Annotated in this window: 22 protein-coding genes; 8 read left to right on the top strand and 14 right to left on the bottom strand. The window is 69.7% G+C overall.

Going from position 1 to position 25000, the window contains the following annotated elements:
- Complete coding sequence (locus QM619_RS04755) at positions 1-846, top strand: hypothetical protein (protein ID WP_415104839.1); 846 nt, start codon at positions 1-3, stop codon at positions 844-846.
- A gap of 53 nt (positions 847-899) precedes the next feature.
- On the opposite strand, the gene dapC is transcribed toward QM619_RS04755, so the two are convergent.
- Complete coding sequence (gene dapC, locus QM619_RS04750) at positions 900-2000, bottom strand: succinyldiaminopimelate transaminase (RefSeq protein WP_415104837.1); 1101 nt, start codon at positions 1998-2000, stop codon at positions 900-902.
- Positions 1997-2317 (bottom strand): ferredoxin, encoded by a 321-nt coding sequence (gene fdxA / locus QM619_RS04745; RefSeq protein ID WP_415104835.1) that lies wholly within the window; start codon positions 2315-2317, stop codon positions 1997-1999. Before fdxA ends, dapC begins: the two co-directional genes overlap by 4 nt.
- 72 nt (positions 2318-2389) lie before the next feature.
- Between fdxA and QM619_RS04740 the strand changes: the two genes are divergently transcribed.
- Positions 2390-2866: a hypothetical protein gene (locus QM619_RS04740; RefSeq protein WP_415104833.1), complete on the top strand. Its 477-nt coding sequence runs from the start codon at positions 2390-2392 to the stop codon at positions 2864-2866.
- A gap of 24 nt (positions 2867-2890) precedes the next feature.
- Here the strand turns inward: QM619_RS04740 and QM619_RS04735 are convergent, their stop codons facing one another.
- From QM619_RS04735 to sppA, 5 genes are all read right to left on the bottom strand, one after another.
- Positions 2891-3220, bottom strand: coding sequence for a hypothetical protein (locus QM619_RS04735; RefSeq protein WP_415104831.1), 330 nt, complete (start codon positions 3218-3220; stop codon positions 2891-2893).
- On the bottom strand, positions 3217-3468 hold the full coding sequence (locus tag QM619_RS04730; protein ID WP_415104829.1) for a GNAT family N-acetyltransferase: 252 nt from the start codon (positions 3466-3468) through the stop codon (positions 3217-3219). The genes QM619_RS04735 and QM619_RS04730 overlap by 4 nt, the downstream gene beginning before the upstream one ends.
- Positions 3469-3566: 98 nt before the next feature.
- Positions 3567-4427, bottom strand: a complete 861-nt coding sequence (locus QM619_RS04725; protein WP_415104827.1) for a bifunctional 5,10-methylenetetrahydrofolate dehydrogenase/5,10-methenyltetrahydrofolate cyclohydrolase — start codon at positions 4425-4427, stop codon at positions 3567-3569.
- Between the two features lie 125 nt (positions 4428-4552).
- On the bottom strand, positions 4553-6274 hold the full coding sequence (locus QM619_RS04720) for a VanW family protein (RefSeq protein ID WP_415104825.1): 1722 nt from the start codon (positions 6272-6274) through the stop codon (positions 4553-4555).
- Positions 6275-6540: 266 nt separating this feature from the next.
- Entirely contained in the window at positions 6541-8259 is a 1719-nt protein-coding gene (sppA, locus tag QM619_RS04715; RefSeq protein ID WP_415104823.1) for a signal peptide peptidase SppA, read from the bottom strand.
- A 140-nt stretch (positions 8260-8399) separates the two neighbouring features.
- On the opposite strand from sppA, the gene QM619_RS04710 reads away from it, so the two are divergent.
- Entirely contained in the window at positions 8400-9020 is a 621-nt protein-coding gene (locus QM619_RS04710; protein WP_415104821.1) for a hypothetical protein, read from the top strand.
- Here the strand turns inward: QM619_RS04710 and QM619_RS04705 are convergent.
- The 7 genes from QM619_RS04705 to QM619_RS04675 all read right to left on the bottom strand — a co-directional run bounded on the left by QM619_RS04705 (position 8998) and on the right by QM619_RS04675 (position 21080).
- A complete protein-coding gene (locus QM619_RS04705; protein ID WP_415104819.1) occupies positions 8998-9483 on the bottom strand; it encodes a peptidoglycan-binding domain-containing protein in 486 nt (161 codons plus the stop codon). The genes QM619_RS04710 and QM619_RS04705 overlap by 23 nt on opposite strands.
- Before the next feature lie 101 nt (positions 9484-9584).
- A complete protein-coding gene (tkt, locus tag QM619_RS04700) occupies positions 9585-11657 on the bottom strand; it encodes a transketolase (RefSeq protein WP_415105065.1) in 2073 nt (690 codons plus the stop codon).
- A gap of 182 nt (positions 11658-11839) precedes the next feature.
- Positions 11840-13162 carry an MFS transporter gene (locus QM619_RS04695; RefSeq protein ID WP_415104817.1) on the bottom strand — a complete coding sequence of 441 codons (1323 nt, stop codon included), beginning with the start codon at positions 13160-13162 and terminating at the stop codon, positions 11840-11842.
- A gap of 191 nt (positions 13163-13353) precedes the next feature.
- Positions 13354-15624 carry a glycoside hydrolase family 3 C-terminal domain-containing protein gene (locus QM619_RS04690; protein ID WP_415104815.1) on the bottom strand — a complete coding sequence of 757 codons (2271 nt, stop codon included), beginning with the start codon at positions 15622-15624 and terminating at the stop codon, positions 13354-13356.
- A 195-nt stretch (positions 15625-15819) separates the two neighbouring features.
- The gene (gene pulA / locus QM619_RS04685) at positions 15820-18504 is read right to left on the bottom strand and encodes a pullulanase-type alpha-1,6-glucosidase (RefSeq protein ID WP_415104813.1); all 2685 of its coding nucleotides are present in this window, start codon (positions 18502-18504) and stop codon (positions 15820-15822) included.
- Between the two features lie 89 nt (positions 18505-18593).
- Positions 18594-18986, bottom strand: coding sequence for a YbjQ family protein (locus QM619_RS04680; protein WP_415104811.1), 393 nt, complete (start codon positions 18984-18986; stop codon positions 18594-18596).
- 285 nt (positions 18987-19271) lie between these two features.
- A complete protein-coding gene (locus tag QM619_RS04675) occupies positions 19272-21080 on the bottom strand; it encodes an ABC transporter ATP-binding protein (RefSeq protein WP_415104809.1) in 1809 nt (602 codons plus the stop codon).
- Positions 21081-21279: 199 nt separating this feature from the next.
- Between QM619_RS04675 and QM619_RS04670 the strand changes: the two genes are divergently transcribed.
- The 5 genes from QM619_RS04670 to QM619_RS04650 all read left to right on the top strand — a co-directional run bounded on the left by QM619_RS04670 (position 21280) and on the right by QM619_RS04650 (position 24992).
- Positions 21280-22551: a citrate synthase gene (locus QM619_RS04670; RefSeq protein ID WP_415104807.1), complete on the top strand. Its 1272-nt coding sequence runs from the start codon at positions 21280-21282 to the stop codon at positions 22549-22551.
- Entirely contained in the window at positions 22548-23141 is a 594-nt protein-coding gene (locus tag QM619_RS04665; RefSeq protein ID WP_415104805.1) for a GNAT family N-acetyltransferase, read from the top strand. Before QM619_RS04670 ends, QM619_RS04665 begins: the two co-directional genes overlap by 4 nt.
- Before the next feature lie 153 nt (positions 23142-23294).
- A complete protein-coding gene (ychF, locus tag QM619_RS04660; protein ID WP_415104803.1) occupies positions 23295-24368 on the top strand; it encodes a redox-regulated ATPase YchF in 1074 nt (357 codons plus the stop codon).
- A gap of 33 nt (positions 24369-24401) precedes the next feature.
- Entirely contained in the window at positions 24402-24683 is a 282-nt protein-coding gene (locus QM619_RS04655; protein WP_415104801.1) for a type II toxin-antitoxin system RelE/ParE family toxin, read from the top strand.
- A 9-nt stretch (positions 24684-24692) separates the two neighbouring features.
- Positions 24693-24992, top strand: coding sequence for a HigA family addiction module antitoxin (locus QM619_RS04650; RefSeq protein WP_415104799.1), 300 nt, complete (start codon positions 24693-24695; stop codon positions 24990-24992).
- The last annotated feature ends 8 nt before the right edge of the window (positions 24993-25000 follow it).

Here is a 25000-nt window from a genome sequence, read left to right as displayed (position 1 = left end):
ATGCGACCCAACTGGCCCCGGATCGCCCTCGTGCTGGTCGCCATCGCGGCGCTGGTAGGCGGGTTGGTCTGGGGCGGTGCCGTGGTCTGGTCGAACGCCACCAAGCAGCCACTGCCGATGGACGACCAGTGCCGCGCCACCGCCGACGGAGCCACCGTCACGCTCACCCCCGAACAGGCGGTGAACGCGACGCTTATCGCCTCGGTGGCGCTGTCCCGCGACCTGCCGGCGCGCGCGGTGACGATCGCCCTGGCCACCGCCTATCAGGAGTCGGGCATCCGCAATCTCGACTACGGCCATGCCGACTCGATCGGCCTGTTCCAGCAGCGGCCGAGCAAGGGCTGGGGCACGGTCAAGCAGATCATGGACCCGTTCTATTCGTCGGGAAAGTTCTACGACGCCCTGGTGCGGGTGAAGAATTGGCGGACCAGCGACATCAACGACGTGGCCCAGGCGGTGCAGCGGTCCGGCTACCCGGACGCCTACCGCAAGCATGTCGACAAGGCGCAGGTGTTGTCGTCGGTGCTCGCCGGCGCCACCGCGGCCGGCTTCAGCTGCACCGTCGACTCACCCGACAAGGCCGATGCGGCCGACCTGACGGCGTTGATCGCCAAAGCGCTGAAGTCGCGGGTCGAGGTGCGGATCAGCGGTTCGACGGTGATCGTGCAGGCCAGCAGCGAGCGGATCGCCTGGGCGGTGGCGTCCCTGGCCATCGCCCACACTGAGGCCTACGGCGTGACTCGGGTCAGCGTGGGCGCCGCCGACTGGGTGCACGACCCGCACACCGTGGCGTCCTGGACCGGGATCGGCGGTGGCCGCAACGTCACCATCGCGGTGAAGTCCTGACCCGTTGGTCGAGCTTGTCGAGACCCTGCAAGCGGACTCAACCAGCGAACCGGTCAGCTCGCGGTGAGCCGGCTGGCCGCCGCCTCGATCCGCTCATCGCTCGCGGTCAGCCCGACTCGGACGAAGTCGCCCGACTCGGGACCGTAGAAGTCGCCGGGAGCGACCAGGATGCCGCGTTCGGCCAGCCAGTCGACGCTGGCCCGGCCGTTCTCGCCGCGGGTGCACCACAGGTAGAGCGAGCCCTCCGAATGCACCACCCGAAATCCGGCGGACTCCAGGGCCGGGCGCAGCAGGGCGCGCCGTCGGCGGTAGCGTTCCCGCTGCTCGGCGACGTGTTCGCCGTCGCCCAGCAGCGCCACCATGGCGGCCTGCACCGGTGCCGGGACGATGCCGCCGGCGTGCTTGCGGAGTTCGCGCAGCCCACTGACCAGTTCGGCGTCCCCGGCCACGAACCCGGCCCGATAGCCGGCCAGGTTCGAGCGCTTGGACAGCGAGTGCACCGCCAGCAGGCCCTCCAGGGAACCGCCGTTGACGTCCGGATGCAGCACCGAGACCGGCTCTGCGTCCCAGCCGAACTCGCCGTAGCACTCGTCGGAGGCCAGCACCGCGCCACGTTGGCGGCAGTACCGCACCCACGCCGCGAGCTGGGCGGCGGACAGGATCTCGCCGTGCGGGTTGGCCGGCGAGTTGATCCAGACCAGCGCCGGACGCAGCGCGGCGATCTCGGCCGGATCGTCGCACGGCACCACCTCGGCACCGGACAGCCGTCCGCCCACCTCGTAGGTCGGGTAGGCGACTCGCGGAATGACGATGGTGTCGCCGGCGCCGAGACCGAGCAGATACGGCAGAGCCGCCACGATCTCCTTGGTGCCGATCACCGGCAGCACACCCTCGTCCGCGATCGGGACGCTGCCCCAACGCGTGCTCAGGTGGTCGCGGATCGCGGCCCGTAGCGTCGGCGTCCCCCACACCGTGGGGTAGCCAGGTGCGTCGGACGCCGCGGCCAGCGCCTGGCGTCCCAACTCTGGGGTGGGGTCGACCGGCGTACCGACCGAAAGGTCGACAATGCCGTCCGGGTGTGCCAGTGCGCGGGCCTTGGCAGCCGCCAGCGAATCCCAAGGGAAATCCGGCAGGCTACGGCCGCGAACCTTCACTCGCCCTGCGGCGGCAGGCCGAGCACGTAGTCGTGGTCGGCGTCGATTGGGCCCATCTTGGCCGCACCGCCGGGCGATCCCACGGTGTCGAAGAACTGCACGTTGACGTCATAGAAGACCTTCTGGTCCGACGGGACGTCGTCTTCGTAGTAGATGGCCTCCACCGGGCAGACCGGCTCGCAGGCACCACAGTCGACACACTCGTCCGGCTGGATGTACAGCATTCGGTTGCCCTCGTAGATGCAATCCACGGGACACTCCTCCACGCAAGCCAGGTCTTTAACGTCGACGCAGGGCTGCGTGATGATGTACGTCATCTCGATCCTCTCCGAACCTTGTTGAATCGTGGAACACTCTAGCGCGCACGGCTGACAGGAGGCATGGTGCCCATGGCCGCGATGGACCGGCTGAACCCCCCGATCCGGGTCGGCGAGCGGGTCACCCTGCGGCTGGTCGACCCGGCCCGCGACCTGATCGGATTCGTCGTCGCGCTCGACCCGCTGACGCTGGAAGACCGGCATGGACGCGCCCACGTGGTGGCGGCCGGAACGGTGCAGGCGGCCCGTCGCGTCGGCGTCTCGTTGGGACGCGATCCGCGGTCCGCGCCACGGGATCTGCTGGACGCCCTCGCCGTCCGTGCCGGAGTCGACGGGGAGCCCGAGCTATTCCGGATCAGCGACCTGCTGGCCGGACGTCCAGTGCCCGCGGCGGTGTTCGCCGGACGCGGCGAGTGGTCCGAGGGCGAATGGCGGGCCCGCGTCGAGGGCGAATGGCTGACCACGAACGTCACCGATCCGGCGTTGCTGATAGAACTCGCCTGGTGGGCGACCCGGCAGAATGCCCGCAGCGTCCAAGTGCGCCGCTGAGGCTCTCGTGCTGCCGACGAAAGGTCAGCCCTGCTTGCGACGGCTCCGCGCGTAGATCAGGTTGACCATGACGATGCCGATCCAGGCGATCAGGAGTCCAGGCAGGCCGGCCGCGCCGGCACTGATCGCGGTCAGTGGGACGCCGATCGCCAGCGAGACGACGGCCAGCACGAACACCGTCTTGTCCTGACGGGGCTGCTGCGGCGCCGGCGGGTACGGATGGTGCGGCGCGTGCTGCGGAGGCGGGGCCGGCTGCGCGGGAAGCATGCCACCCCCTTGCTGGGTCGGGGCGCCGGCCGGCGGCTGGCTCCACAGCTGCTCGTTGGTCGGCTCACGAAAGTCCGCGCTGCTCATGCCGGCAAGGGTAGTCCGGTCGGATCGACCTTGCCGCCCTGGTTGTCCACCGGGTAGCCCTCGATCGCGAGGGCTCCCTGCTCCTCCGCGAACGCGACGGCACCGGTGAGCAGTTCGCGGGTGACTCCCTGTCCTCGGTAGCCGGGCCGGACCCGGAAGCACCACACGCTCCACACGTCGAGGTCGTCCACGTGTGGGATCGTCCGGTTGGTGGCGAACGCCGTCGCCGGGCGTACCTCGATGGCCATGCCATCAGCCTGCATCACCCCGCCTGACCCCGGCAATGCTCGTCGTCGGCGAGGCTCGGAACGGCCCGAGTTGCCAGGCGGAGGCGTGCTGCTGCCGCTCAGCGAGCAGCGCGCCGCTCGGCGGCCTCGACGGTGTTCCGGAACAGCATGGCGATGGTGGTCGGGCCGACCCCGCCGACCCGCGGGGTGATCCAGCCGGCCACCTCGTTGCAGGACTCGTCGACGTCAGGGAGCAGCCGTCGTCCCTCGTAGCGGACGCCGCCGCCTACCACCACCTGGCCGGAGCCGAGGTGTTCGGGCCGCAGGATGCCGGGCACCCCGGCCGCGGCGATCACGATGTCGGCGCGCCGGGTGTAGTCGGCCCAGTCCGGGACGCCGGTGTGCACCACGGTGACCGCGGCGTTGCCGCCCGGCCGCTTCAGCGACAGCAGCATCGACAGCGGCCGACCCAGGGTGAAACCGCGGCCGAGGACCACCACGTTGCGTCCGGAAACCGGGATCTCGTAGTGCAGCAGCAATGCCTCGATGCCGGCCGGGGTGCAGGGCAGCGGGCCCGGCATGCCCAGCGCCAGGCGTCCCATGTTGAACGGGTGGGCGCCGTCGGCGTCCTTGTCGGGGTCGAGTTCGGCGAGCGCCGCCTCATAGTCGAGGTGGCCGGGGATCGGGTGCTGGATCAGCACCGCGTCCACCCCGTCGTCGGTGTTGAAATCGCGGATCGCGGCGATCAGGTCAGCCTGGCTGGCGTCGCCGGGCAACTGCACGTGGCGTCCGCCGAAGCCCAGGGACGCCGCGCGCTCCTGCTTCATTCTGATGTAGCCGGCGGACGCCGAATCGTCGCCGACCAGGATCGTGCCCAGCCCTGGATTGTGCCCGGCGGCACGCAACGCCGCGATCCGCGGTTCGAGGTCGGCGAAGACAGCATCGGCAACCGGTTTGCCCGGCATCAGCACAGCACTCACAAGAGATCAGCCTATGCCGTCGATGAGTGGAGGCGGACCCGAGAACCGTCCCCAGTGACCAAGAGAGCCCATTCCGCGGAGACAAACGCAACCCGAGAAGGGGCCTCGGCAACGTGCCTGTGGCGTCAGGGTTTCTTGCCGCAGACCACCGGGGTGAGGGTGTTGTAGCGCCAGAAGAACGGCTCGGTCTTGACCAGCTTCTTGCCCTGGTAGAACAGCCGGTTGAACCGGACGTCGAAGCCGCTCATCGCGCTCTGCGACACGCAGCCGGGCGACGGGTCGTACTGGGTCGGGCCGGGTGAGCGGTAGTTGCTGCGGACCGCGGTGGACGCCTTCACGGTGTAGCGCTTGGTCGACCAGACCCGGACCGTGACCGAACCGGTCTGGCCGACCTTGCCGGTCGTCCAGGCCTGCAGCACCACACCGTAGGGCGAGTCGTTGCGGAACTTCATGTCGACGCTGACCCAGTCCAGGGTGGCCTCCCGGCCGACCGGGTAGCGGTCGAAGTACAGCGAATGCGGCTTGTGGTAGATATCTTCGAGGCCGGCGAAGAAGATCGCATTGAACGTGGTGGTGGTGGCCTGCGAGATGCCGCCGCCGTAGATGTTGGGATCGATCTTTCCGTTGGCGATGCCGCCACCGCGCATCCAGCCGGCCGCCGCCGTCCGCTTGCCCAGGGTGGCGTTCATGCTGAACGTCTCACCGGGCTTGAGGAAGGTGCCGTTGATCATCCGGGCCGCTTTTCCGATGTTGTTCACCCGGTAGGCCGAGCCCGGATAGTAGGTGGTGAACGCTCCGGTGATCTCCTTGACCCCGAGCTTCTTGGCGTCCGCGGTGGTGAACTTGGCCTTCTGCACCGTCGCCTCGACGGTGATCGAACGTCCGGCGCCCTGGTCCAGCACGCTCGCCGCACCGCTCGCGAGCGCCTTCGGCTCGATGCCGATGCCGTCCACGGATGCGACGATCTTCGGCTTGCCGCCCGCGATGGTGATGGTGGCGTCCTTCGGCCGCTTCAGCCCGAGGCCCTTGATCTGCCTGGCCGCCGCCTTGGTCAGCTTGTCGGCGTCCAGATCGGCCTTCAGGGTGCCGCCGTCCGGTTCGAACCGCAGCGCCGCGGCGATCATCGCCGGCGTCAGCTGGAACGATCCGGACGACCCGGTCCGGACGGCGATCGGCGACCCCAGTGCGGCCGTGCCGACGGTGTTGGCCACCTGGTCGGCCTCGGCGGTGCTGATCTCCGGCTCGATCTCGGCGACGACGGCCGCCACGGTCGTGCTGTCGATGAAGGCGCCGGCGATGGCGTCCGCCGTCTGCGGCTGCTGGACGGCCACGCCCGGCTTCCCCTCGGAGCGGACGATGGTGGTGCCCTTGACGCTGAGCCCGGCGTTGGTGGGCTTGCTCTCGGCCTTGGCGGCCAGCCCGCTCACCGCGGCGGTCAGCGTGGCCTCGTCGCGGGTGACCACCGGCCGCTGCTCGCCGCCTCCGGTCAGCACAGTGACGATGTCGGCCGGGTTCCAGGTGCGGCCGGCGCCCGAGCGCGCCACGGTCGCGGCGTAGTCGATGCCCAGCCCGAGGTCGGCGGCGGCGGTCCGCAGGGTCTGAGTGCCGGCGGTGACGGTCAATTCCCGGCTCAGCCGCGGACCCAGCTCAGCCTGCAGCGTGGCTGCGGCCGCGTCGGCGCTCATCCCGCCGATGCCGATGCCAGCCACGGTGGCGTTGCGGGGCGTCTTGTCGCCGGCCAGGGCATGGCCGGCGACGTAGCCGCCGCCGAGCACGACCAGGGCGCCTCCGGTCACCCACAGGGCGAGTCGACGGCCGCGCCGCACTGGCTTGTCGGTGGTGGACACAGAGGCTCCTGACGGTCTGCAACAGGTGTCGGCTCAGCCTCAATCCATCGACCGGGTGCCGCAGCGAGCGGCACCGGATGACTGCGATGGCACACCGGATAGCCGACAGCGTACCGGGTCGTCCGGCGAGCCTCACTGGCGACGTCCCTCGCCCAGGAGCAACCGGAGTTTCCCGAAAATCCCGGAGTCGATTCCGAATCAGCGGGCGACACGCCGGCGGAGAGCAATCGACCCGTGGGTTTTCGGGATCGCCGGCCTCTACTGGGTTACCGGCCCAGGCCGGCGTCCACCTCGATCGCGAACGGCAGGCTGAGCACGCCGGTCGCGACCAGGCCGAGCCGCTCGGCCGCGGCACTGATCAGCGAGTCCAGGTCGAACCGGGCAGGCGCGAAGGTCGTCGCGGCCATGATCGACTCGCTGGATTCGGCCGGCCGGAGCTGCTTCAGGAAGCCCAGCATCGACGCCGGCCGGACGACGGCGTCGTCACGGCTCAGCCCGGCCAGTGCGCAGGCCCGGTCGATCGCCGTCCCCATGCCGCCGAGGTGGTCGACCAGGCCGCGCTGATGGGCGTCGATCCCGGTCCAGACCCGGCCGTGGGCGAGCGGCTCCAGGACGTCGAGCGCCATGCCCCGGTCGGCGGCGGCCTTGCCGGTGAAGTCGGCGTAGATGGCGTCCAGCCGGCGGTCCAGCGCGGCCCACTGTTCGTCGGTGAACCGGCTGTTGGACGACATGAACGACGCCCAGGCGCCGGCGGTGACGTCGCTGAGCACCAGGCCCAGCTTCTCTTTGAGCTCGGTGGTGACGAATTTTCCGGCCAGGACGCCGATCGAACCGGTCAGCGTGGTGGGTTGCGCCACGATCTCGTCGGCCGGCATCGCCACGAAGTAGCCGCCGGACGCCGCGACGTCGGCCATGCAGGCCACCACCGGACGCCCGGATTCGCGCAGCCGGAGCACCTCGCGGCGGATCGCGTCCGAGGCGATGTAGGAGCCACCGGGCGAGTCGACCCGCAGCACCACGGCCTTGACCTGTTCGTCGGCGGCGACCGCCCGCAGATGCTGGCAGACCACCTCGGACGCCGCCGTCGGCTGTCCGCCGGCCTGGCGCTGCGGGCGTCCGGTGACGATCGCGCCACGCACTTCGACGACCGCTACGGCCGGCTTGAACCGGGCCTTGACCAGGCTTTTGGCGGCGGACACCTTGGCGTACCGGTGCACGAAGCGCAGCCCTCCGTCGGTCGCGGCCCAGGCCGCGCGGGCCTGGGCGTAGACCTCGTCGCGATAGCCGATCCGGTCGACCAGGCCCCGCTCGACGGCTTGCTCGGCGGTGAGGGTGCCGGCGTCCGCGGTGGACCAGACCTGCTCGGCGGTCCGGCCGCGGCGCTGGGCGATCGTCTCGACGGCCCAGTGCGCGATCGAATTGGCGATCTGCTGCGTCATCTCGGCGTTGGCGGCGCTGATCTCGTGGGCGGCGTAGCTGTCGGCCGCGGTCTTGAACTCCTTGCGCTGCCCGAACTGCGGCTCGACGCCGACCTTGTCGAAGACGCCGCGCAGCAGGGTGATCTGCGCCCGGACGCCGCCCAGCCCGAGTTCGCCGGAGGGCTGCAGCCACACCTGGTCGGCGTGCGCCGCCAGGGTGTAGGGCAGCAGGCCGTTGCTGAACTCGCCGAACGACTCGGTATAGGCCCAGACCGGCTTGTGCGTGCCGAAACCGGCGACCAGATCGGCCAGTTCGCAGCACTGCGCGGCGGTGATCGGACAGGTGCCGAGGTGCAGGATCAGCCCGGCCACCGCCGGGTCGCCGGACGCCGTCCGCAGACCGTCGCGCAGCGCCCGCATGGTCGGGGCGTTGATCAGCTTGAACGCCTCCAGCGGATTCGCCGGCGCATTGCTGAGCACCGAGTGATCGAGGTCGAGCTCGAGGATGACCTGGTCGCCGACCGGGGATTTGCGCAGCAGCGAGGACAGCATGCCGAGAGGATCCATGCCGCCCAGCGTATGCCGAGTGAGCCCGCGTCCACCGTTCCCGGCACCGCGCCTCGCCGTGGGCGGACACCGGAAATCGGTCGCCCATGCCGTGGCGCGTCGGGTCGCCGACCGGCGCGGCCCGGTCCAGCATGGACGATGTGACACGACACGATGGGCGCCGTGCCGGGCGCCGGTGGGCAGCAGCCGCGGTGACCGTGGCCCTCGGGGTCGACGCGGCACTCACCGGCTGCGCCAAGACACCGCCGGTTCCCGTCCCGACGCCGGGCGCACCGTCGGTCTCGGAGACCGCGTCCGAGAGCGCTTCGCCGTCCGGGTCGAGCACGACCGCGACCACCGGCACCCCGTCCACCAGCGAGACGCCGTCTCTCGCCCCGGTGGCGAAGGCGACCGGTTCGCTCACGCTCTACAGCGAGGCCAGCACGAAACTGGCCGGCACCTGCCGGACGGCCTCCGGAGCACCCACCCTGGCGGTGGCCGACCGGTCCAACGAGTTCTTCGGCACGATCGACGTCACCCTGGTGCTGAACGCGCGGAAGAACGCCGTGACGAGGCTGACGATCGCCCTGGGCGAGGACTCCGACCAGGTCACCCGCACGCTCGCCTACCGGGCCGAGCCGCAGGCCGAGGGCACGTCGGCGAAGCTGACCGGCAGCGGCTCCGGCTTCGCGGTGACCGGAATGCTGGCGAACACCGAGAACGGCAAGGCGTCCGGCCCCGTTCCGGTCACCCTGAAGATCACCTGCGCCGGCGAGTGGTGACGCCGGGCGCCGGCGTCATGTGGCGACGGAGACCGTGACCTTCTTCTCGGCCGCCGTGTAGCCCGGCCTTGCTGCCGCGGACCGCGACGCTGATCGCCATGCCCTTGTCCTTCGAGGTCAGCCGGTAGGTCGCCTTGGTGGCACCGGCGACGGCGGTCTCGCCGCGGTACCACTGGTAGGCGAGCCCGACCGAGCCCGGACCCCACGAGCCGGCGGCGGCGGTGAGCTTCTGGCCGACCTGAGCCCGGCCGGTGACCTTCGGCGTTGGGGCGTCCAAGGTCATGAACAGGGCGGCCCAGGTGCGGTCGTCCAGCTTTCCGGTGACCGGACGGCCGGCGACCTTCTGGAATGCCTTGACCGCCTCCGCGATGGCCCCGGTGAAGCCGGACGCCGTTTCGACGTTCTGTTCGGCACCGGCCAGCAAACCTGTCAATGCCCGGACGGCGTCCCGGGCGGAGATCACATCGATGGCATTTCGGCGACCACCTGACAGGGACCGGACGGCAGCGATCCGGGCACCGCCACGCGGTGCCCGGATCGCCGGTGAGGATGAGGAGCCGGGCCTCAGCCGATCAGGGCCTTGGCCTTCGCGGCGGCCGCGTCGGCGGTCACGCCGTACTTCTCGAACAGCAGCGCGCCATCGGCGGACGCGCCGAAGTGGTCGATGCCTATCGCCTCGGTGTTGGCGCCCAGCAGGTCCTTCCAACCCACCACCACGCCGGCCTCGACCACGACCTTCGGGGTGCCGGACGGCAGCACCTGCTCTTGGTACTCGGCGTCCTGGGCCTTGAACCACTCCACGCACGGCAGCGACACCACCCGTGCCGCCACACCGTCGGCCTCCAGCGCCTCGGCCGCGGCCAGCGCCACCTGCAACTCGGAACCGGTGCCGATCAGGATCGCCTGCGGTTCGGACGAGGCTTCCTTCAGCACGTAGCCGCCCCGCACGGTGTTCTCGGCTCCGGCCAGCCCGGAGCCCTCGGACCGGTCCAGGGTCGGCACGTTCTGCCGGGACAGGATCAGCGCCGCCGGACGGTTCTTCGTCCGCAGGATCTGGGCCCAGGCGTGCGCGGTCTCGTTGGCGTCGCCCGGACGGACCACGTCGATGTTCGGCATCAGCCGCAGACTCATCACGTGCTCGACCGGCTGGTGGGTCGGGCCGTCCTCGCCCACACCCACCGAGTCGTGGGTCCACACGAAGGTGGTCGGGACGTGCGACAGCGCGGCCAGCCGAGGCGTCGTCCGCATGTAGTCGGAGAACACCAGGAAGGTGGCGCAGTAGACCCGGGTGAGGCCGTCCATGGTGATGCCGTTGGCGATGTTGCCCATGGCGTGCTCGCGGATGCCGAAGTGCAGCGTGCGGCCGCCGGGGGCGCCGGTGAACTCATGGCTGGATCGCTCGGCGGGGATGAACGAGTTCACCCCGGCCATCGTGGTGTTGTTCGAGCCGGCCAGGTCGGCCGAACCGCCCCACAGCTCGGGCACCGCATTGGCCAGCGCCGACAGCACCTTGCCGGACGCGGCGCGGGTGGCCATCGAGCCGGGCTCGAAGACCGGCAGCGCGGCGTCCAGGTCGGCCGGCGCCTCGCGGGCGACGACCCGGTCGAGCAGTTCGGCCTTCTCGGGGTTGGCGGCCCGCCAGGCCTCGTAGCGCGGGTCCCACTCGGCGCGCAGCTCCTTGGCGCGGGCCGCGGAATCGGCGCGGACGGCGTCCACCAGCGCGGTGTCGATCGCGAACGGGGTGTCCTCGAAACCGAGCTTCTCCTTCAGTCCGGTGATCTCGGCGGCGCCCAGCTTGGAGCCGTGGACGCTGTGGTCGCCCTGCTTGTTCGGCAGCGGCCAGCCGATGATGGTGGTGACCTTGATGAAGTGCGGCTTGTCGGTGACCTGCTTGGCCTGCTCCAGGACGTCGTAGAGCTCGGCCACCTTCTCTTCGTAGGTGGTGAAGCCGTTGGTGAAGTCGACGTGGTAGGTGTCCCAGCCGTAGGCGGCGTAGCGGGCCTGGACGTCCTCGGAGAAGGCGATCTTGGTGTCGCCCTCGATCGAGATCCGGTTGTCGTCGTAGATCAGGAACAGGTTGCCCAGGTTCTGGGTGGCGGCCAGCGAGGACGCCTCGCCCGAGACCCCCTCCTGCATGCAGCCGTCGCCGGCGATGCAGTACACGTTGTGGTCGAACACCGAGGTGCCCGGAGTCGCCTCGGGGTCGTACAGCTCGCGCGAGCGGCGGGCCGACATCGCGAAGCCGACGGCGTTCGCCACGCCGGCGCCCAGCGGACCGGTGGTGCACTCGATGCCCTTGGTCAGACCGAACTCGGGGTGGCCGGGGGTCAGCGAGTCCCAGGTCCGCAGGCTCTCCAGGTCGCTGAGCTCCAGCCCGAAGCCGTGCAGGTAGAGCTGGGTGTACTGGGTCAGCGACGAGTGCCCGGCCGACAGCACGAAGCGATCGCGGCCCAGCCAGCGCGGGTCGGAGGGATCGGACTTCATCAGCTTCGCGTACAGCAGGTAGGCGATCGGTGCCAGCGAGACGGCGGTCCCCGGGTGGCCGTTGCCAACCTTCTCGACGGCGTCGGCGGCCAGCACGCGGGCGGTGTCGACCGCCTTCGCATCCCGCTGGGTCCACGTCAGATTGCTCATCAGGTCTTCCTCTCGGATGTCGCGCCTCACTGCGCGGGAGACGACGGAGAACGAACACGCCAACCCTATTGGCTGGGTGGCCGGGTTGGGGAGGCGCCCTCGGCAGTCTCGCATTTTGCGTGGAAACTCACGCTGGTAACCACGGAACGGACGCCTCCCCCGTCGCCCCGGCTCGACAGAACCTCTCAGGCGTCCAGTGCGCGACCGGTCTGCTCGGGCAGCGCCAGGGACGCCCCGGCGGCGAGCAGGAAGGCCACCCCGAAGACGCCGAAGAGCAGCACCGGGCCGCCGGCACCCAGCATCAGCGGGACGCTCAGCGGCGCGATCATGGACGCGATCCGTCCGAACGCGGCCGCGGCGCCGGTGCCCTTGCCGCGCACCCCGGTCGGGTAGATCTCGGGTCCGACCGCGTACAGCGCACCCCAGGCGCCGAGGTTGAAGAACGACAGTGCGCAGCCGGTGACGATGATCATCGTCTCGGTGGTCGCGAAGCCGAACGCGGCGGCCGCGATGGCCGAGCCGGCCAGGAAGGTGGCCAGCGTCGCCCGGCGTCCCCACTTCTCGATCAGCCACGCGGCGGCCGCGTAGCCGGGGACCTGGGCGAGGGTGATGATCAGGGTGAACTCGAACGAGCGGACCAGCGGGAAGCCGCGCTGCACCAGCAGGGTGGGAATCCAGATGAACGCGCCGTAGTAGGACAGGTTGATGCAGAACCAGACCGCCCACAGCGCGGTGGTGCGGGCCCGGTAGACCGGTGACCAGATCGAGTCGGTGGCGGCAGCGGACGCCGGCGCCACGTCCGGACTGGGCACCGGGGCGACGCCGGCCGACTCCTCGAAGCTGCGGACGGCGTCCTCGGCCTCGGCGACCCGCCCCTTGGCCTCCAGGAACCGGACGGATTCGGGCAGCCCCCAGCGCACCGCCGCAGCGTAGATGGTCGGGACGATGCCGACCGCCAGAGCCCAGCGCCAGCCGTCGGCGGAGGCCGGGACGACCAGGTAGCCGATCAGCGCGGACAGGATCCAGCCGAACGCCCAGAACGCCTCCAAGGCCACCACTACCCGGCCGCGGATCGCCTTCGGCGCGTACTCGCTGACCAGGGTGGACGCCACCGGCAGTTCGGCACCCAGACCGATGCCGACGACGAAGCGCAGCACGATCAGCAGCGCCACGCTGCCGGCCAGCGCGGATGCCCCGGTGGCGATGCCGTAGACCAGCAGGGTCAGCGCGAACACCTGGCGGCGTCCGACCCGGTCGGCGAGCAGGCCACCCAGCGAGGCGCCGATGGCCATGCCGACGAAGCCGATCGAGCCGATCCAGGACAGCGTGCCGGCGTCCAGTTTCCAGTGGGTGGCCAGCGCAGCCATCACGAACGAGATCAGCCCGACGTCCATCGCGTCCAGGGCCCAGCCGATGCCCGAGCCGACCAGGAGCTTGCCGTGCTTGCGGGTGAACGGCAGTCGGTCGAGGCGCTCCGAGCGAGTCAACCCGGTGTCGGTGACGGCCATTATTGGTCCCTCCTGCCAATAAATGTGGTCAGGAGTCTAGACAGTCGGCAATGCCTCGGCCATCAACGTTCGCCCTGGCGGGCGGCGTCCGGTCGGATGCCTCGCAACGCCGGCGAGGGAGTCATATCAGGAGAACGCAGCGAGGCGCCGTCCGGGCGCCGCGCAGCGGGCGAAGGTTGGTGGCCGATGCACTAGGCCGATGCCGAGAGCCGTTCCACTGCCGCGTCCAGTCGGGTCAGGTCGACGCCGAGGCTGGGGAAGGCGGCAATGCTCTGCATCGGCTGGGTGCCCATGCCCTGGATGGTGTCGGGCTCGAGCAGCCGGCTGCTGCCCTGGTCACCGCTGATCATGGCCAGCAGGTCGCGTCCGGCGGGGTCATCGGCCCACTCGAACAGGGTGGAGAGCCGGGTGAGCGGGGCGGCGACCCGTGGCGCCTCGATCTGGATCGACTGGCTGAGCACGATCTCGCGGGAGTGCCGGCCGACCTCGACCACGAACTCGCCGGCCTCGATCACCCAGCGGCCGAACCGTTGCGAGAAGAAGGCGAAGGCACGGGCGCCCAGCTCGACGCTGACCTGGCTCGACTCCCCCGCCGCGATGGCGACCCGAGCGAAGCCACGCAGCTCGCGCAGCGGCCGCTCGACGCTGCAGACCGGGTCCCGCAGATAGACCTGGACCACTTCGACGCCGTCGCGGTCGCCGGTATTGGTGATGGTGACCGCCACGGTGGCAGCCAGCGTGTCGTCAGCGGCCGAGCCGATGACATCGACGGTCAGATCGTGGTGCGCGAAGGTGGTGTAGGAGAGTCCGAAACCGAACGGGAATGCCACGTCGACGTCGACCGCGTCGTAGCCGCGGTAGCCCACGAAGATGCCTTCGCCGTAGTGGACGACGTGTTCCGAGCCGGGGAAGTTCAGCTGGGCGGGATTGTCCCGCAGCCGCCACGGGATGGTCTCTGCGAGCCGTCCAGCCGGGTTGACCCTCCCGGTGAGCACGTCGGCCAGACCGGCGCCGGACGCCTGCCCGCCCAGATAGGCCTCGACCAGGGCCGCCGCGTGCGGCATCACCGGACGCAGATCGACCGGGGCGCCGTTCACCAGCACCACGACCAGATTCGGATTGACCCCCGCCACCTCGGCCAGCAACGCCAGCTGATCGGCGGGCAGATCGAGGTGGGTGCGGTCCCAGCCCTCAGATTCGGCCTGGTCGGGCAGCCCGATCAGGACGATCGCCACGCCGGCGGCGCCGGCGGCGGCGACGGCGTCCGCGATCAGGCTGGCGGCACCGGCCGAGTTGTCGGGCTGCTGACCGGGCAGGGTGTAGCCAGGAGCGAAGAGCAACTCGGGGAATTCGGCGCGCAGGGCGTCCAGCGCGGTGTCGACCCGGGTCGGGTTGACCTCGGACGATCCGGCGCCCTGGAAGCGAGGGGTGCGGGCGAACTCACCGATCAGCGCGAGCCTGGTGCCGGACGCCAGCGGCAGCAGGCCGGTGTCGTTGCCGAGCAGCACGATCGACTCGGCCGCCGCCCGGCGGGCCAGGGCGTGGTGGGCGTCGGCATCGAAGGTCTCCTCGGCGTGCAGCACCCCCATGCCCTTGGCCACCAGTTCCAGCATGGCGCGGGCCCGCGCGTCGAGCAGCGCGGCGTCCAGCGCACCGGATTCGACGGCGGCGACCAGGGCGTCCGGGCTGTGCGGCAGCAGCGGCGGCATCTCCAGGTCGGTGCCGGCAGCCAGGGCCGCGACCCGATCGTAGACGGCGCCCCAGTCAGAGACCACGACGCCCTCGAAACCCCACTCGTCACGCAGCACCTCGGTCAGCGCCCAGCGATTCTGCGACACGGGCTGGCCGTTGACGCCGTTGTAGGAGCACATCACCGTCCATGGCTTGGCGGCGGTGATCACCCGCTCGAAGCCGGCCAGGTACAGCTCGCGGAGTGCCCGCTGGGAGACCTGGACGTCGATCCGTTGCCGGTCGGTCTCGGAGTTGTTGGCCAGGTAGTGCTTCACCGAGGCGCCGATGTCGCCGCCGGCCTGGATGCCCTCGACCATCCCGATGGCCAGCTCGCCGGCCAGCAGCGGATCCTCTGAGAAGTACTCGAAATTGCGTCCGCACAAGGGGGAACGTTTGAGGTTGAGGCCCGGGCCGAGAATGATCGAGAGCCGCCTGCAGCGAGCCTCCTGGGCCAGCGCGGCGCCGATCTCGCGCAGCAGCGCCGGGTTCCAGGTGGACGCCAGCGCCGACGCGGTCGGAAAGCAGGTGGCGGTCAGGTCGGCCTCATTGGCGAAACCGGTGCCGCCGGCGGACTGGCTGCGCAACCCGTGCGGACCGTCGCACATCATGATCGCCGGCACGCCGAGCCGCTTGATCGGCGCCGTCCACCAGAACCCGGAACCGCTGGTCAACGACGCCTTCTCGGCCAGCGTCAACTCGGCCAGGACGGCGTCCACATCGAACCCGGTCATGGCGTGACAACGATCGGGACGCGACCCCGCGATCGACGACCTGGTGGCACCACCGACCTCACCGCAGCCTCCTCGCGTCCGGGAACGATCAGTGTATGACCGCCTGTCGGAGTCGATGGACGATGCGGACACTGGACCCGGCTCGTGGTCGAGCGCCTGATTGCGCAACGGAAAGTGAGCGGCCGGCAAGCCCGACTATCTGGGCTTGACGAAGACCGCGTAGCTGCGGGCCGGAACCCGTGCCCATTCGCCCTCGACCCGTGCACCCTTCACCACCATGTCGTGACCGCGGGCCTGTACCGGGTGCAGCACATGTCGGCCGTCCAGACCGGGTACCGGCAGCCGGACCGCCAGCGGTGTCGCGTTGAACACCGTGACCAGGCTGCTCCATTCGTCCTGGCTCGGCGCGCCCACCGTGTCGTCGATGCGCATCGCGATCGCACCCGGCACCTGGTGGGCGGTGTTGGAGACCGGGAAGGTCAGCTTGGTGCGGACCTCATGGCCGGCCGCCAGCCGGAACAGCCGGATGGAGGCCCGCAGTCGCAGCAGATCCAGAGCCTGCGCATGCGCCTCGGCGATGTCTGCCGGCGTCGGCTTCAAGGTGGCGTCGGCCAGGAACGGCCGGAAGAAGTCCCACTTCGGGCCGTTGTCGTCCTCGGGCGGCAGCCCGGCGCCGAAGCCGTTGTCGGTCATCGTCCAATCGAGGAAGTTGAACCAGTCGCCGGAGTTGTAGGAGTTCCGGTCCAGGCTCTTGCTGCGCAGGATGTCGGCGCCGGCGTGCCACATCACCGGTCCCTGGCCGAGCGTGGCAAGTGCCAGGCACAAGGTGTTCAGCCGCACCCGGTCGGCCATCGGGGTGCCGATCGGCAGCTTCAGGGTGAGCGCGTCGAAGAGGGTCTCGTTGTCGTGGGCGTCCACGTAGGTGATCACCTCGTCCGGCTCGGACGCGTAGCCGGCCGGCTGGCCGTTGTATTCGAGTTCGTCCCCGCGGACGAACAGCCGGCGGCTGTTGGACGGCAGCCAGTAGTCGCGCAGATTGCCGGTCAGCCCCAGCTGGATCAGGTCGGTGTCGAGCAGCAGCTGGTCGCGCTGCCGGTAGCCGTCGCCGTTGATCGGGGCATCGTTGGACGCGGTGAACAGCCCGGTGCCGAAGCCCTGCCCGCGCGGATCGTGGTCGAACGGTCCGCCGCCGCGGACGGCGTCCCGCAGCCGGTCGTTGAAGGTGCCGATGCCGGTGCCGGCCAGATTGCCCTGCCGGGCCTGGACGAAGCGGGCGTCGTTCGCCACCTCACCGAAATTCCAACCCTCGCCGTAAAGCGTGACGGCACGCCCGTCGACCCCGTCGCGCTCCGGCGTCAGGGCGTCCAGAGCGGCCCGGACGGCGAGCATGTTGTCGCGGCTGTGGTGCCCCATCAGGTCGAAACGGAAGCCGTCCACCTTGTAGTCGCGCGCCCAGAGCAGCACCGAGTCGACCATCAGCTTCTGCGCCATAGCGTGCTCGGTCGCCACGTTCGGGCAACAGGTGGACTGCTCGGTGTGCCCCAGCGGGGAGAGCCGGTGGTAGTAGCCGGGGACGATCCGGTCCAGCACCGATTTGGTGTTCTGCCCGTGGCCGGCGGTGTGGTTGAAAACCTGGTCGAGCACCACCCGCAGGCCCAGCCCGTGCAGCGCCCCGATCATGGCGCGGAACTCGTGGACCCGTCCGGAACCCTCGGCGCTGGCCAGGCTGGAGCAGTAGGAGCCCTCGACGGCCTGGTAGTGCCACGGGTCGTAGCCCCAGTTGTAGGGGCTGTTCGCGACGGTCAGGGCGATCAGCCGTTGCTGGCGCGGGCTGTCGGCGGGCGCCGCCCGCAACTCGGCCTGGGCCGGACGCCGCTGTCGTTCCTTGGCCTCCTCGACGCTGGCGTTGTCGAAGGTCGGCAGCAGCTGGACGGTGTTCAACCCAGCCTCGGCAAGGCGTTTCAGGTGCCGGGTGCCGAGGCTGTCGCGGGTGAAGGCCAGGAAGCTGCCGCGCTCGTCGGCCGGCACCGATTTGTCGCTGATCGAGAAGTCGCGGACGTGCAGCTCGTAGATCACTTGGTCGACGGCGTGCCGCAGGCGCGGCTGCGGGGTCGTCCGCCACTGCTCAGGGGCCAGCGCGGGGTCGTCCAGGTCGACGATCACCGAATGGGTGGAGTTGACGGTGAGCGAGATCGAATAGGGGTCGGTGACCTGGTTGGTGACCAGGCGGCGTCCGCTGGGGGCGTAGACCGTGACCTCCCAGCGATACCGGGCGGCCTTCCAGTCCCGCGCGCCGGCGATCGACCAGCAGCCGTCCGGTTCGCGGTTGGCCGGCAGCGCCTGGCCGGGGTCGTGCAGGTCGTCGTCCGGACGCCAGATTCGCAGCCGGACGTCCTGCGCGGTCGGCGCCCACAGCCGCAGGGTCGGCGTCCGGTCCTGCCAGCTGAGACCGAGCCGGGCCTCGGTGGCGGCGGCGTAGATGTCGTCCAGGACGCCGGGCAGTTGCAGCGCGCCGGCGTTGACGAGGCGTCCGGACGCCTGATGCAGGCTCAGCACCACCTGGCCGCGCAGGATCCGCTCGGCATCGGACGCGGTGGGCTCGGCCAGCCGGAGGCAGAGGTAGCCGCGCAGGTGCGGACGCTCGGCGAGCACGTCCTCGGGCAAACCGGCCGGGTCGAACTCCACCTCGTCGGTCTCCCAGCTGACCGGCTCGCGTGCGGCCGGGTCGATGCCGCCGTCCGGGGACCAGTGCAACCGCCAATCGAGCCCGGCCGGGTCGACGCCAGTTGGGACACCGTCCGCGGGCCAGGCGATCAGGCCACGCCGCACCCAATGTCCGGGCGCCAAGGTCAGATCGGGAGACCCTTGCAGACCGCGCATCACAGCAACCTCATCGTCGACAACTCAGCGCATCCATCGTGCCTCGTCACGGGGGTTTCGGCGGCGATATCCGGCCGCCCGGCGTGGCGTCAGCGGATCGGCTGCTGGCCGCGCGCCCTGGCGTCCGCAATCGATTGCGGGGTGGCGCCGGGTTCGCCCTCGGGAATCGGCACCACAGCCACCGCGGTGCCGTAGCAGCAGACCTCGGAGAACTGGGCGGCGATCTCGCCGGTGTCGAAGCGGCAGGCGACGATCGCGTTCGCGCCGCGCTGGGTGGCCTGCTCCCACATCCGGGCCATCACCTGCTGTCGCGAGTCGTAGACCAGCTGGGTGTATTCGTTCACCTCGCCGCCGCCGATGGCTCGGAAGCTGGCGACGAAGTTCGCGCCGATGTTGGCGGAGCGGACGGTCATGCCCATCACCTCGCCGAATACGGCCTCGATGCGGTAGCCGGGAATGTCGTTGGTGGTGACGATCAGCATTGCCGCATCGTATTGCGCGCCGAGCGCCGCTTTCGTCCGTCGAGACTGCCGCCGGTGCCCGTCGAGACCCGTGGTTCCTCGTCATCCCGACCGGAACGGTCCCTCGTCCGAACGGAAAGTCCTCGTCCGCGTGAAAAGGTCCCTCGTCATCCCGGCGGACGCCGGGATCTCGACACCGAACCGAACACCCGCCGCAAGATCCCGCGTCGAGCACGGGATGACGAGATGGCGGGATGACGGGTAGCGACCGGTATGACAGACCAACCGGCGGGCTTGGTCCACGCGTCACTGGTCGTCGGCGAGCGCGCCCTCACCGAGCAGATGGGAGTACCGACCGCCGGCGGCTCGCAGCGCGGCCTCGGTGCCACGCTCGGCGATCCGGCCGCGATCGAGCACGACGATCTCGTCGCTGTCGGCCACCGTGGAGAGCCGGTGCGCGATGGTCAGCGTCGTCCGTCCTTGGGCCAGCATGTCGAGGGCCGCCTGCACCTCGCGTTCGGTGTCGTTGTCGAGGGCGCTGGTCGCCTCGTCGAGCACCAGGATGCGCGGGTTCCGCAGCAGTGTCCGGGCGATGGCCAGCCGTTGCCGCTCGCCGCCGGAGAAGCGATGGCCGCGGGCGCCCACCACGGTGTCCAGTCGGTCCGGGAGCTCGCTGACCAGGTCAGCGATCCGGGTCGCCCGCAGCACCCGCCACAGCTCGTCGTCTGAGGCGTCCGGCCTGGCCAGCAGCAGATTGGCCCGGATCGTGTCGTGCACCAGATAGGTCTCCTGGGAGACCACGCCGATGAATCGGCTGCGGTCGGCGGCGGCGAAGTCGCGCAGGTCGATGCCGTCGACGGTGATCCGGCCGGCGGTCGGGTCGTCCAGCCGGACCAGCAGGGACGCCAGCGTCGATTTGCCCGAACCGGTCTCCCCGACCACGCCGACCGAGCCACCGGCCGGAATGGTCAGGTCGATCCCGGCCAACACGTCCCGATCGCCGTCCGGGTAGCGGAACCGGACGCCTTCGAATCGCACCTCGCCACGGATCTCGGCCGGGTCGATCGCCACCGGGTCCACCGGCTCAGGGACGCCGATCGGGAGGTCGAGGTAACCGAAGATGCGGCTCAGCAGGGCCATCGACGACACCCATTGGGCACCGATGTTGAGCAGACCCATGATCGGCCGGAAGATCGACACCTGCAGGGTGGTGAAGGCGATCAGGGTGCCGACGGTGAGGCCGGGGGTCAGCGCCGGAAAGCCGGCCACCAGGTAGATCAGGGCCGGGATGGCGGCGAAGACGATCTGCATGGTGGCCATCCGCCAGCGGCCGGCCAGCTGGGAGCGCAACTCCAGCTGGACCAGTTCCTCCGAGGTGGCGGAGAACTCGATCAGCCGGGGTTCGGCCAGGCCGAGGGTGCGGTTCAGGGTCGCCCCGTTGATGCCCATCGACTCCTGGACCTCTTCTTGCAGCTCGGCCAGCGCGTGCTGCCGGCGGGTGGTCAGGTCGCGACGGACCAGTGCGACCCGGCGGGTGGTCCAGATCGCCGGCGGCAGCACCAGGGCGGTGAGCAGGGTGAGCTGCCAGCTCAGTGCCAGCATCGCCGCCGCCGTCGCCACTGCGGTGGTCAGATTGGACGCCACCGAGGTTGCCGTGGAGGTGATCACGGATTGCAGCCCGGCGATGTCGTTGGTCAGCCGCGACTGCGCTTCGCCGCCGCGGGTGCGCTTGAAGAAGTCCAGTGCCAGCGCCTGCAGATGGTCGAACACTCCGACCCGCAGCCGGTGCATCACCCGTTGTCCGACCTCGGTCGCCAACCAGGTCTGGGCCACCCCGAGCAACCCGGTGACCGCGGCCACCGCGACCATGCCGATCACGCACCAGACCAGCAGTGCGGTGTCCCGCCGAGGCAGCGCGGTGTCGATCACCTCGCGGACCAGGAAGGGCTGGGCCAGACCGGCCACCGACGTCGCGACGATGGTCAGGGTCAGCACCATCAGGCGTCCCCGGTCGCCGACGAACAGGCTGAGCACCCGCCGCGCGGACACCGGCGATTCGGCCAGTTGTGCGCGGTCGGCGGGGTCGATCCGGGCCGGTCCACGTTCGATCGCCATTTGCATGACTGCCCCTTTCGCCGGTGCACGGCGAGGCTAGCCGCCTACCCGTGTACGGTTCCCTTGGTCACCAGGGACGGTTCCTTGAACCGGAAGGAACCGCCCCTTGTGGTTCACAGCACCTCGGCGTCCGGTCCGGACGCGGTCTCAGACTCCGGCGTCCGGGACCGCCCTCGCCGCACCTACATAAGGTGCGACCATGGCCGATTCGTTGCACATCAGCGCTGGTGACTACGCCGGCAACCTACCGATCGCGGAGGGCACCATTCGCGCGACGGGGCTGTCCGCCATCCCCACCGACCGCGGGCCGCTGTCGTCCTACGACCCCGGTTTCGTCAACACCGCGGCCTGTCGCAGCGCCATCACCTACATCGACGGCGACGCCGGCATCCTGGAGCACCGCGGCTACCCGATCGAGGAGTTGGCCGAGCATTCGACCTTCCTCGAGGTCGCCTACCTGCTGATCAACGGCGAGTTGCCGACGGCGTCCGAACTCGAAACCTGGGACGAAGAGGTCAACCGCCACCGCCTGGTGCACGAGAACGTGCACGAGATCATTCGCGCCTTCCGCTACGACGCGCACCCGATGGCGAAGCTGATGGCGTCTGTGGCCTCGCTGATGACCTTCTACCCGTCGTCGCGGCGAATCGCCGACCCGGAATCGCGGGAGATCAACTCGTTCCGACTGCTCGGCAAGATGCCTACGCTGGCGGCGACCGCCTTCCGGCACTCGATCGGACGCCACCCGGTCTACCCCAACGAGGAACTCGGCTATGTAGAGAACTTCATGGCCATGCTGTTCCAGTCGCAGCAGCGCATCTGGCGGGCCGATCCGCGGCTGACCCGCGCGCTGGAGGTGCTGTTCATCCTGCACGCCGACCACGAGCAGAACTGCTCGACCACCGCGGTGCGCACGGTCGCCTCGTCCGGCAACGACCTGTACACCTCGTGCGGCGCCGGCATCGGCGCGCTGTTCGGACCGCTGCACGGTGGCGCCAACGAGGCCGTGCTGCGGATGCTGCGCGAGATCGGCACCCTCGACCGGGTGCCCGAGTTCATCGACGGCATCAAGAACGGACGAGGCCGGCTGATGGGCTTCGGGCACCGCGTCTACAAGAATTACGATCCGCGAGCCAAAGTGATCAAGAAGGCCGTGGAGGACGTGTTCGAGGTGCGCGGCACGAGCCCGCTGCTCGACATCGCCCTCGAGCTGGAGAAGATCGCCCTCAACGACGAGTACTTCGTGTCGCGCAAGCTGTACCCGAACGTCGACTTCTACTCGGGCCTGATCTACGAGGCGCTCCACTTCCCCAGCGAGATGTTCACGGTGCTGTTCGCGGTGCCCCGGACGGCCGGCTGGATCGCCCATTGGCAGGAGCAGCTGACCGATCCCGATCAGCGGATCATCCGGCCCAAGCAGATCTACACCGGCTACCAGCGGCGTCCCTACGTGCCGCTGGACCAGCGTTGAGCCAGGCTCAGTCCTGGGTGCGGCCGGTCACGCTGACCGGTTGGGGCGTCCGGCTGGTGCCGCTGGCCGTCGGGCACGCGGCAGGGCTGGCCGCCGCGGCGTCCGACGGTGAGCTGTGGAGGCTGCGGGTGACCAGCGTGCCGGCACCGGGCGAGGAACTCGGCTACATCGAGACCGCCCTGGCCGAGCCGGACCGGGTGCCGTTCGCGGTGCTCGACGACGCCACCGGCCTGGTGCTGGGCAGCACCAGCTACCACGACATCGTCGAGACGGTGCGCCGGACCGAGATCGGCTACACCTGGTACGGCCGCAGCGTGCAGCGCAGTCACGTCAACACCGCGTGCAAGGTACTGCTGCTCAGCCACGCCTTCGAGACGCTGGGCGCCGCCGTGGTGGGCTGGCGCACCGACCACGAGAACTACGCCAGCCAGCAGGCGATCGAACGGCTCGGCGCGCACCGCGACGGGGAACTGCGGCACCATAAGCTGCGGCGGGACGGCTCGGTACGCAACACGGTGATGTACAGCATGCTGGCCGACGAGTGGCCGCCCGTGAAGGAGCGGCTGACCGCGCGGTTGCGGGAACACTGACTGCCGCTCGTCCCGACCGCTGGTCGAGCTTGTCGAGAACCATCCGCGGACACCCCCCCGGCACCGACCCTGAAATTCCCTGCGGGACGGTAGTGATTCCCGTATCCAGGCTCCCGCACAGCGACCAGCGGACGCCCCACTACGCTGTCCCGCGTGGCTTTGACAATCGGCATCGTCGGGCTGCCCAACGCGGGCAAGTCCACCCTGTTCAACGCGCTCACCCGCAACGAGGTGCTGGCGGCGAACTACCCGTTCGCGACCATCGAACCCAACGTGGGGGTGGTCGGGGTGCCGGACGAGCGGCTGGGGCAGCTGGCGAAGCTGTTCGGCTCCGAGCGGATCGTGCCGGCCACGGTGAGCTTCGTCGACATCGCCGGCATCGTGAAGGGCGCGTCCGCCGGTGAGGGCATGGGCAACGCCTTCCTGGCCAACATCCGAGAGGCGGACGCCATCTGCCAGGTCACCCGGGTGTTCCGCGACCCGGACGTCACCCACGTCGACGGCGCGGTGAACCCCGGCAACGACATCGACACCATCACCACCGAGCTGATCCTGGCCGACCTGCAGACCGTCGAGAAGGCACTCCCCCGGCTGGAGAAGGAGGCCCGGCTGAACAAGGACCGCCGGGAGACCCTCGAAGCGGTGCAGGCCGCGCAGCAGATCCTCGATTCCGGACGCGGCATCTACGCCGCCGGCGTCGACCGCGAGCCGCTGCGGGAACTGTTCCTGCTCACCGCGAAGCCCTACATCTACGTCTTCAACTGCGATTCGGACGAACTCACCGACACCGCTCTGCTGGACCGGATGCGCGAACTGGTCGCGCCGGCGGAAGCGATCTTCCTGGACGCCAAGATCGAATCCGAACTGGTCGAGATGGAGCCGGACGAGGCCCGCGAGTTCCTGGTCGAGATGGGCATCGACGAGCCGGGGCTGGATGTCCTGGCCCGGGTCGGCTACGAGACCCTCGGTCTGCAGAGCTACCTGACCGCCGGCCCCAAGGAAGCTCGGGCCTGGACCATTCGCAAGGGCGCCACCGCCCCCGAAGCGGCCGGAGTGATCCACACCGACTTCCAGAAGGGCTTCATCAAGGCCGAAGTGGTCTCCTTCGACGACCTGATCCGGCTGGGCGGCATGCAGCAGGCCAAGGCCGCCGGCAAGGTCCGCCTGGAAGGCAAGGACTACGTCATGGCCGACGGCGACGTCGTGGAGTTCCGATTTAACGTCTAGCGTTATTGACGAACTGCGTTATACACTGGCGACGTGATTCGATCGTTCGCTGACCGCGACACCGAACTGGTCTGGCGTCGTGAACCGGCGAAGCGGATCGATCCACGAATCCACAAGACGGCGAATAGGAAGCTACATCTGCTCGACGCGGCGACTGTGTTGGACGTGTTGCGCGTTCCGCCCGGCAACCGCTTGGAGGCACTCAAGGGCGATCGGGTGGGGCAGCACAGCATCCGGATCAACGACCAATGGCGGATTTGCTTCCGCTGGAGTGACGGCGGCGCCGACGACGTGCAGATCGTGGACTACCACTGAGGAGGGATGATGACCGAGAAGATCTACTCGCCGATCCACCCAGGCGAGGTCCTCATGGAGGACTTCATCGAGGGGTTCGGCATCACACAGAACAAGCTGGCGGTGTCGATCGGCGTGCCGCCGCGCCGGATCAACGAGATCGTGCATGGCAAGCGCGCCATCACAGCCGATACGGCACTGCGCCTCGGGCGCTACTTCGGGGTGCCCGCGCAGTTCTGGCTCAACCTGCAGACGCGCTACGAGTTGGAGCTCGCGGAGGATCGCGTGGCCGATCAGATTGCGGCGATCACACCGCTGCAGGTCGCATGACGAGGCTG

This window comes from Micropruina sp. (assembly GCF_047606665.1).
Taxonomy (GTDB): Bacteria; Actinomycetota; Actinomycetes; order Propionibacteriales; family Propionibacteriaceae; genus Micropruina.
This window is presented reverse-complemented; position numbering and strand designations above follow the sequence as displayed.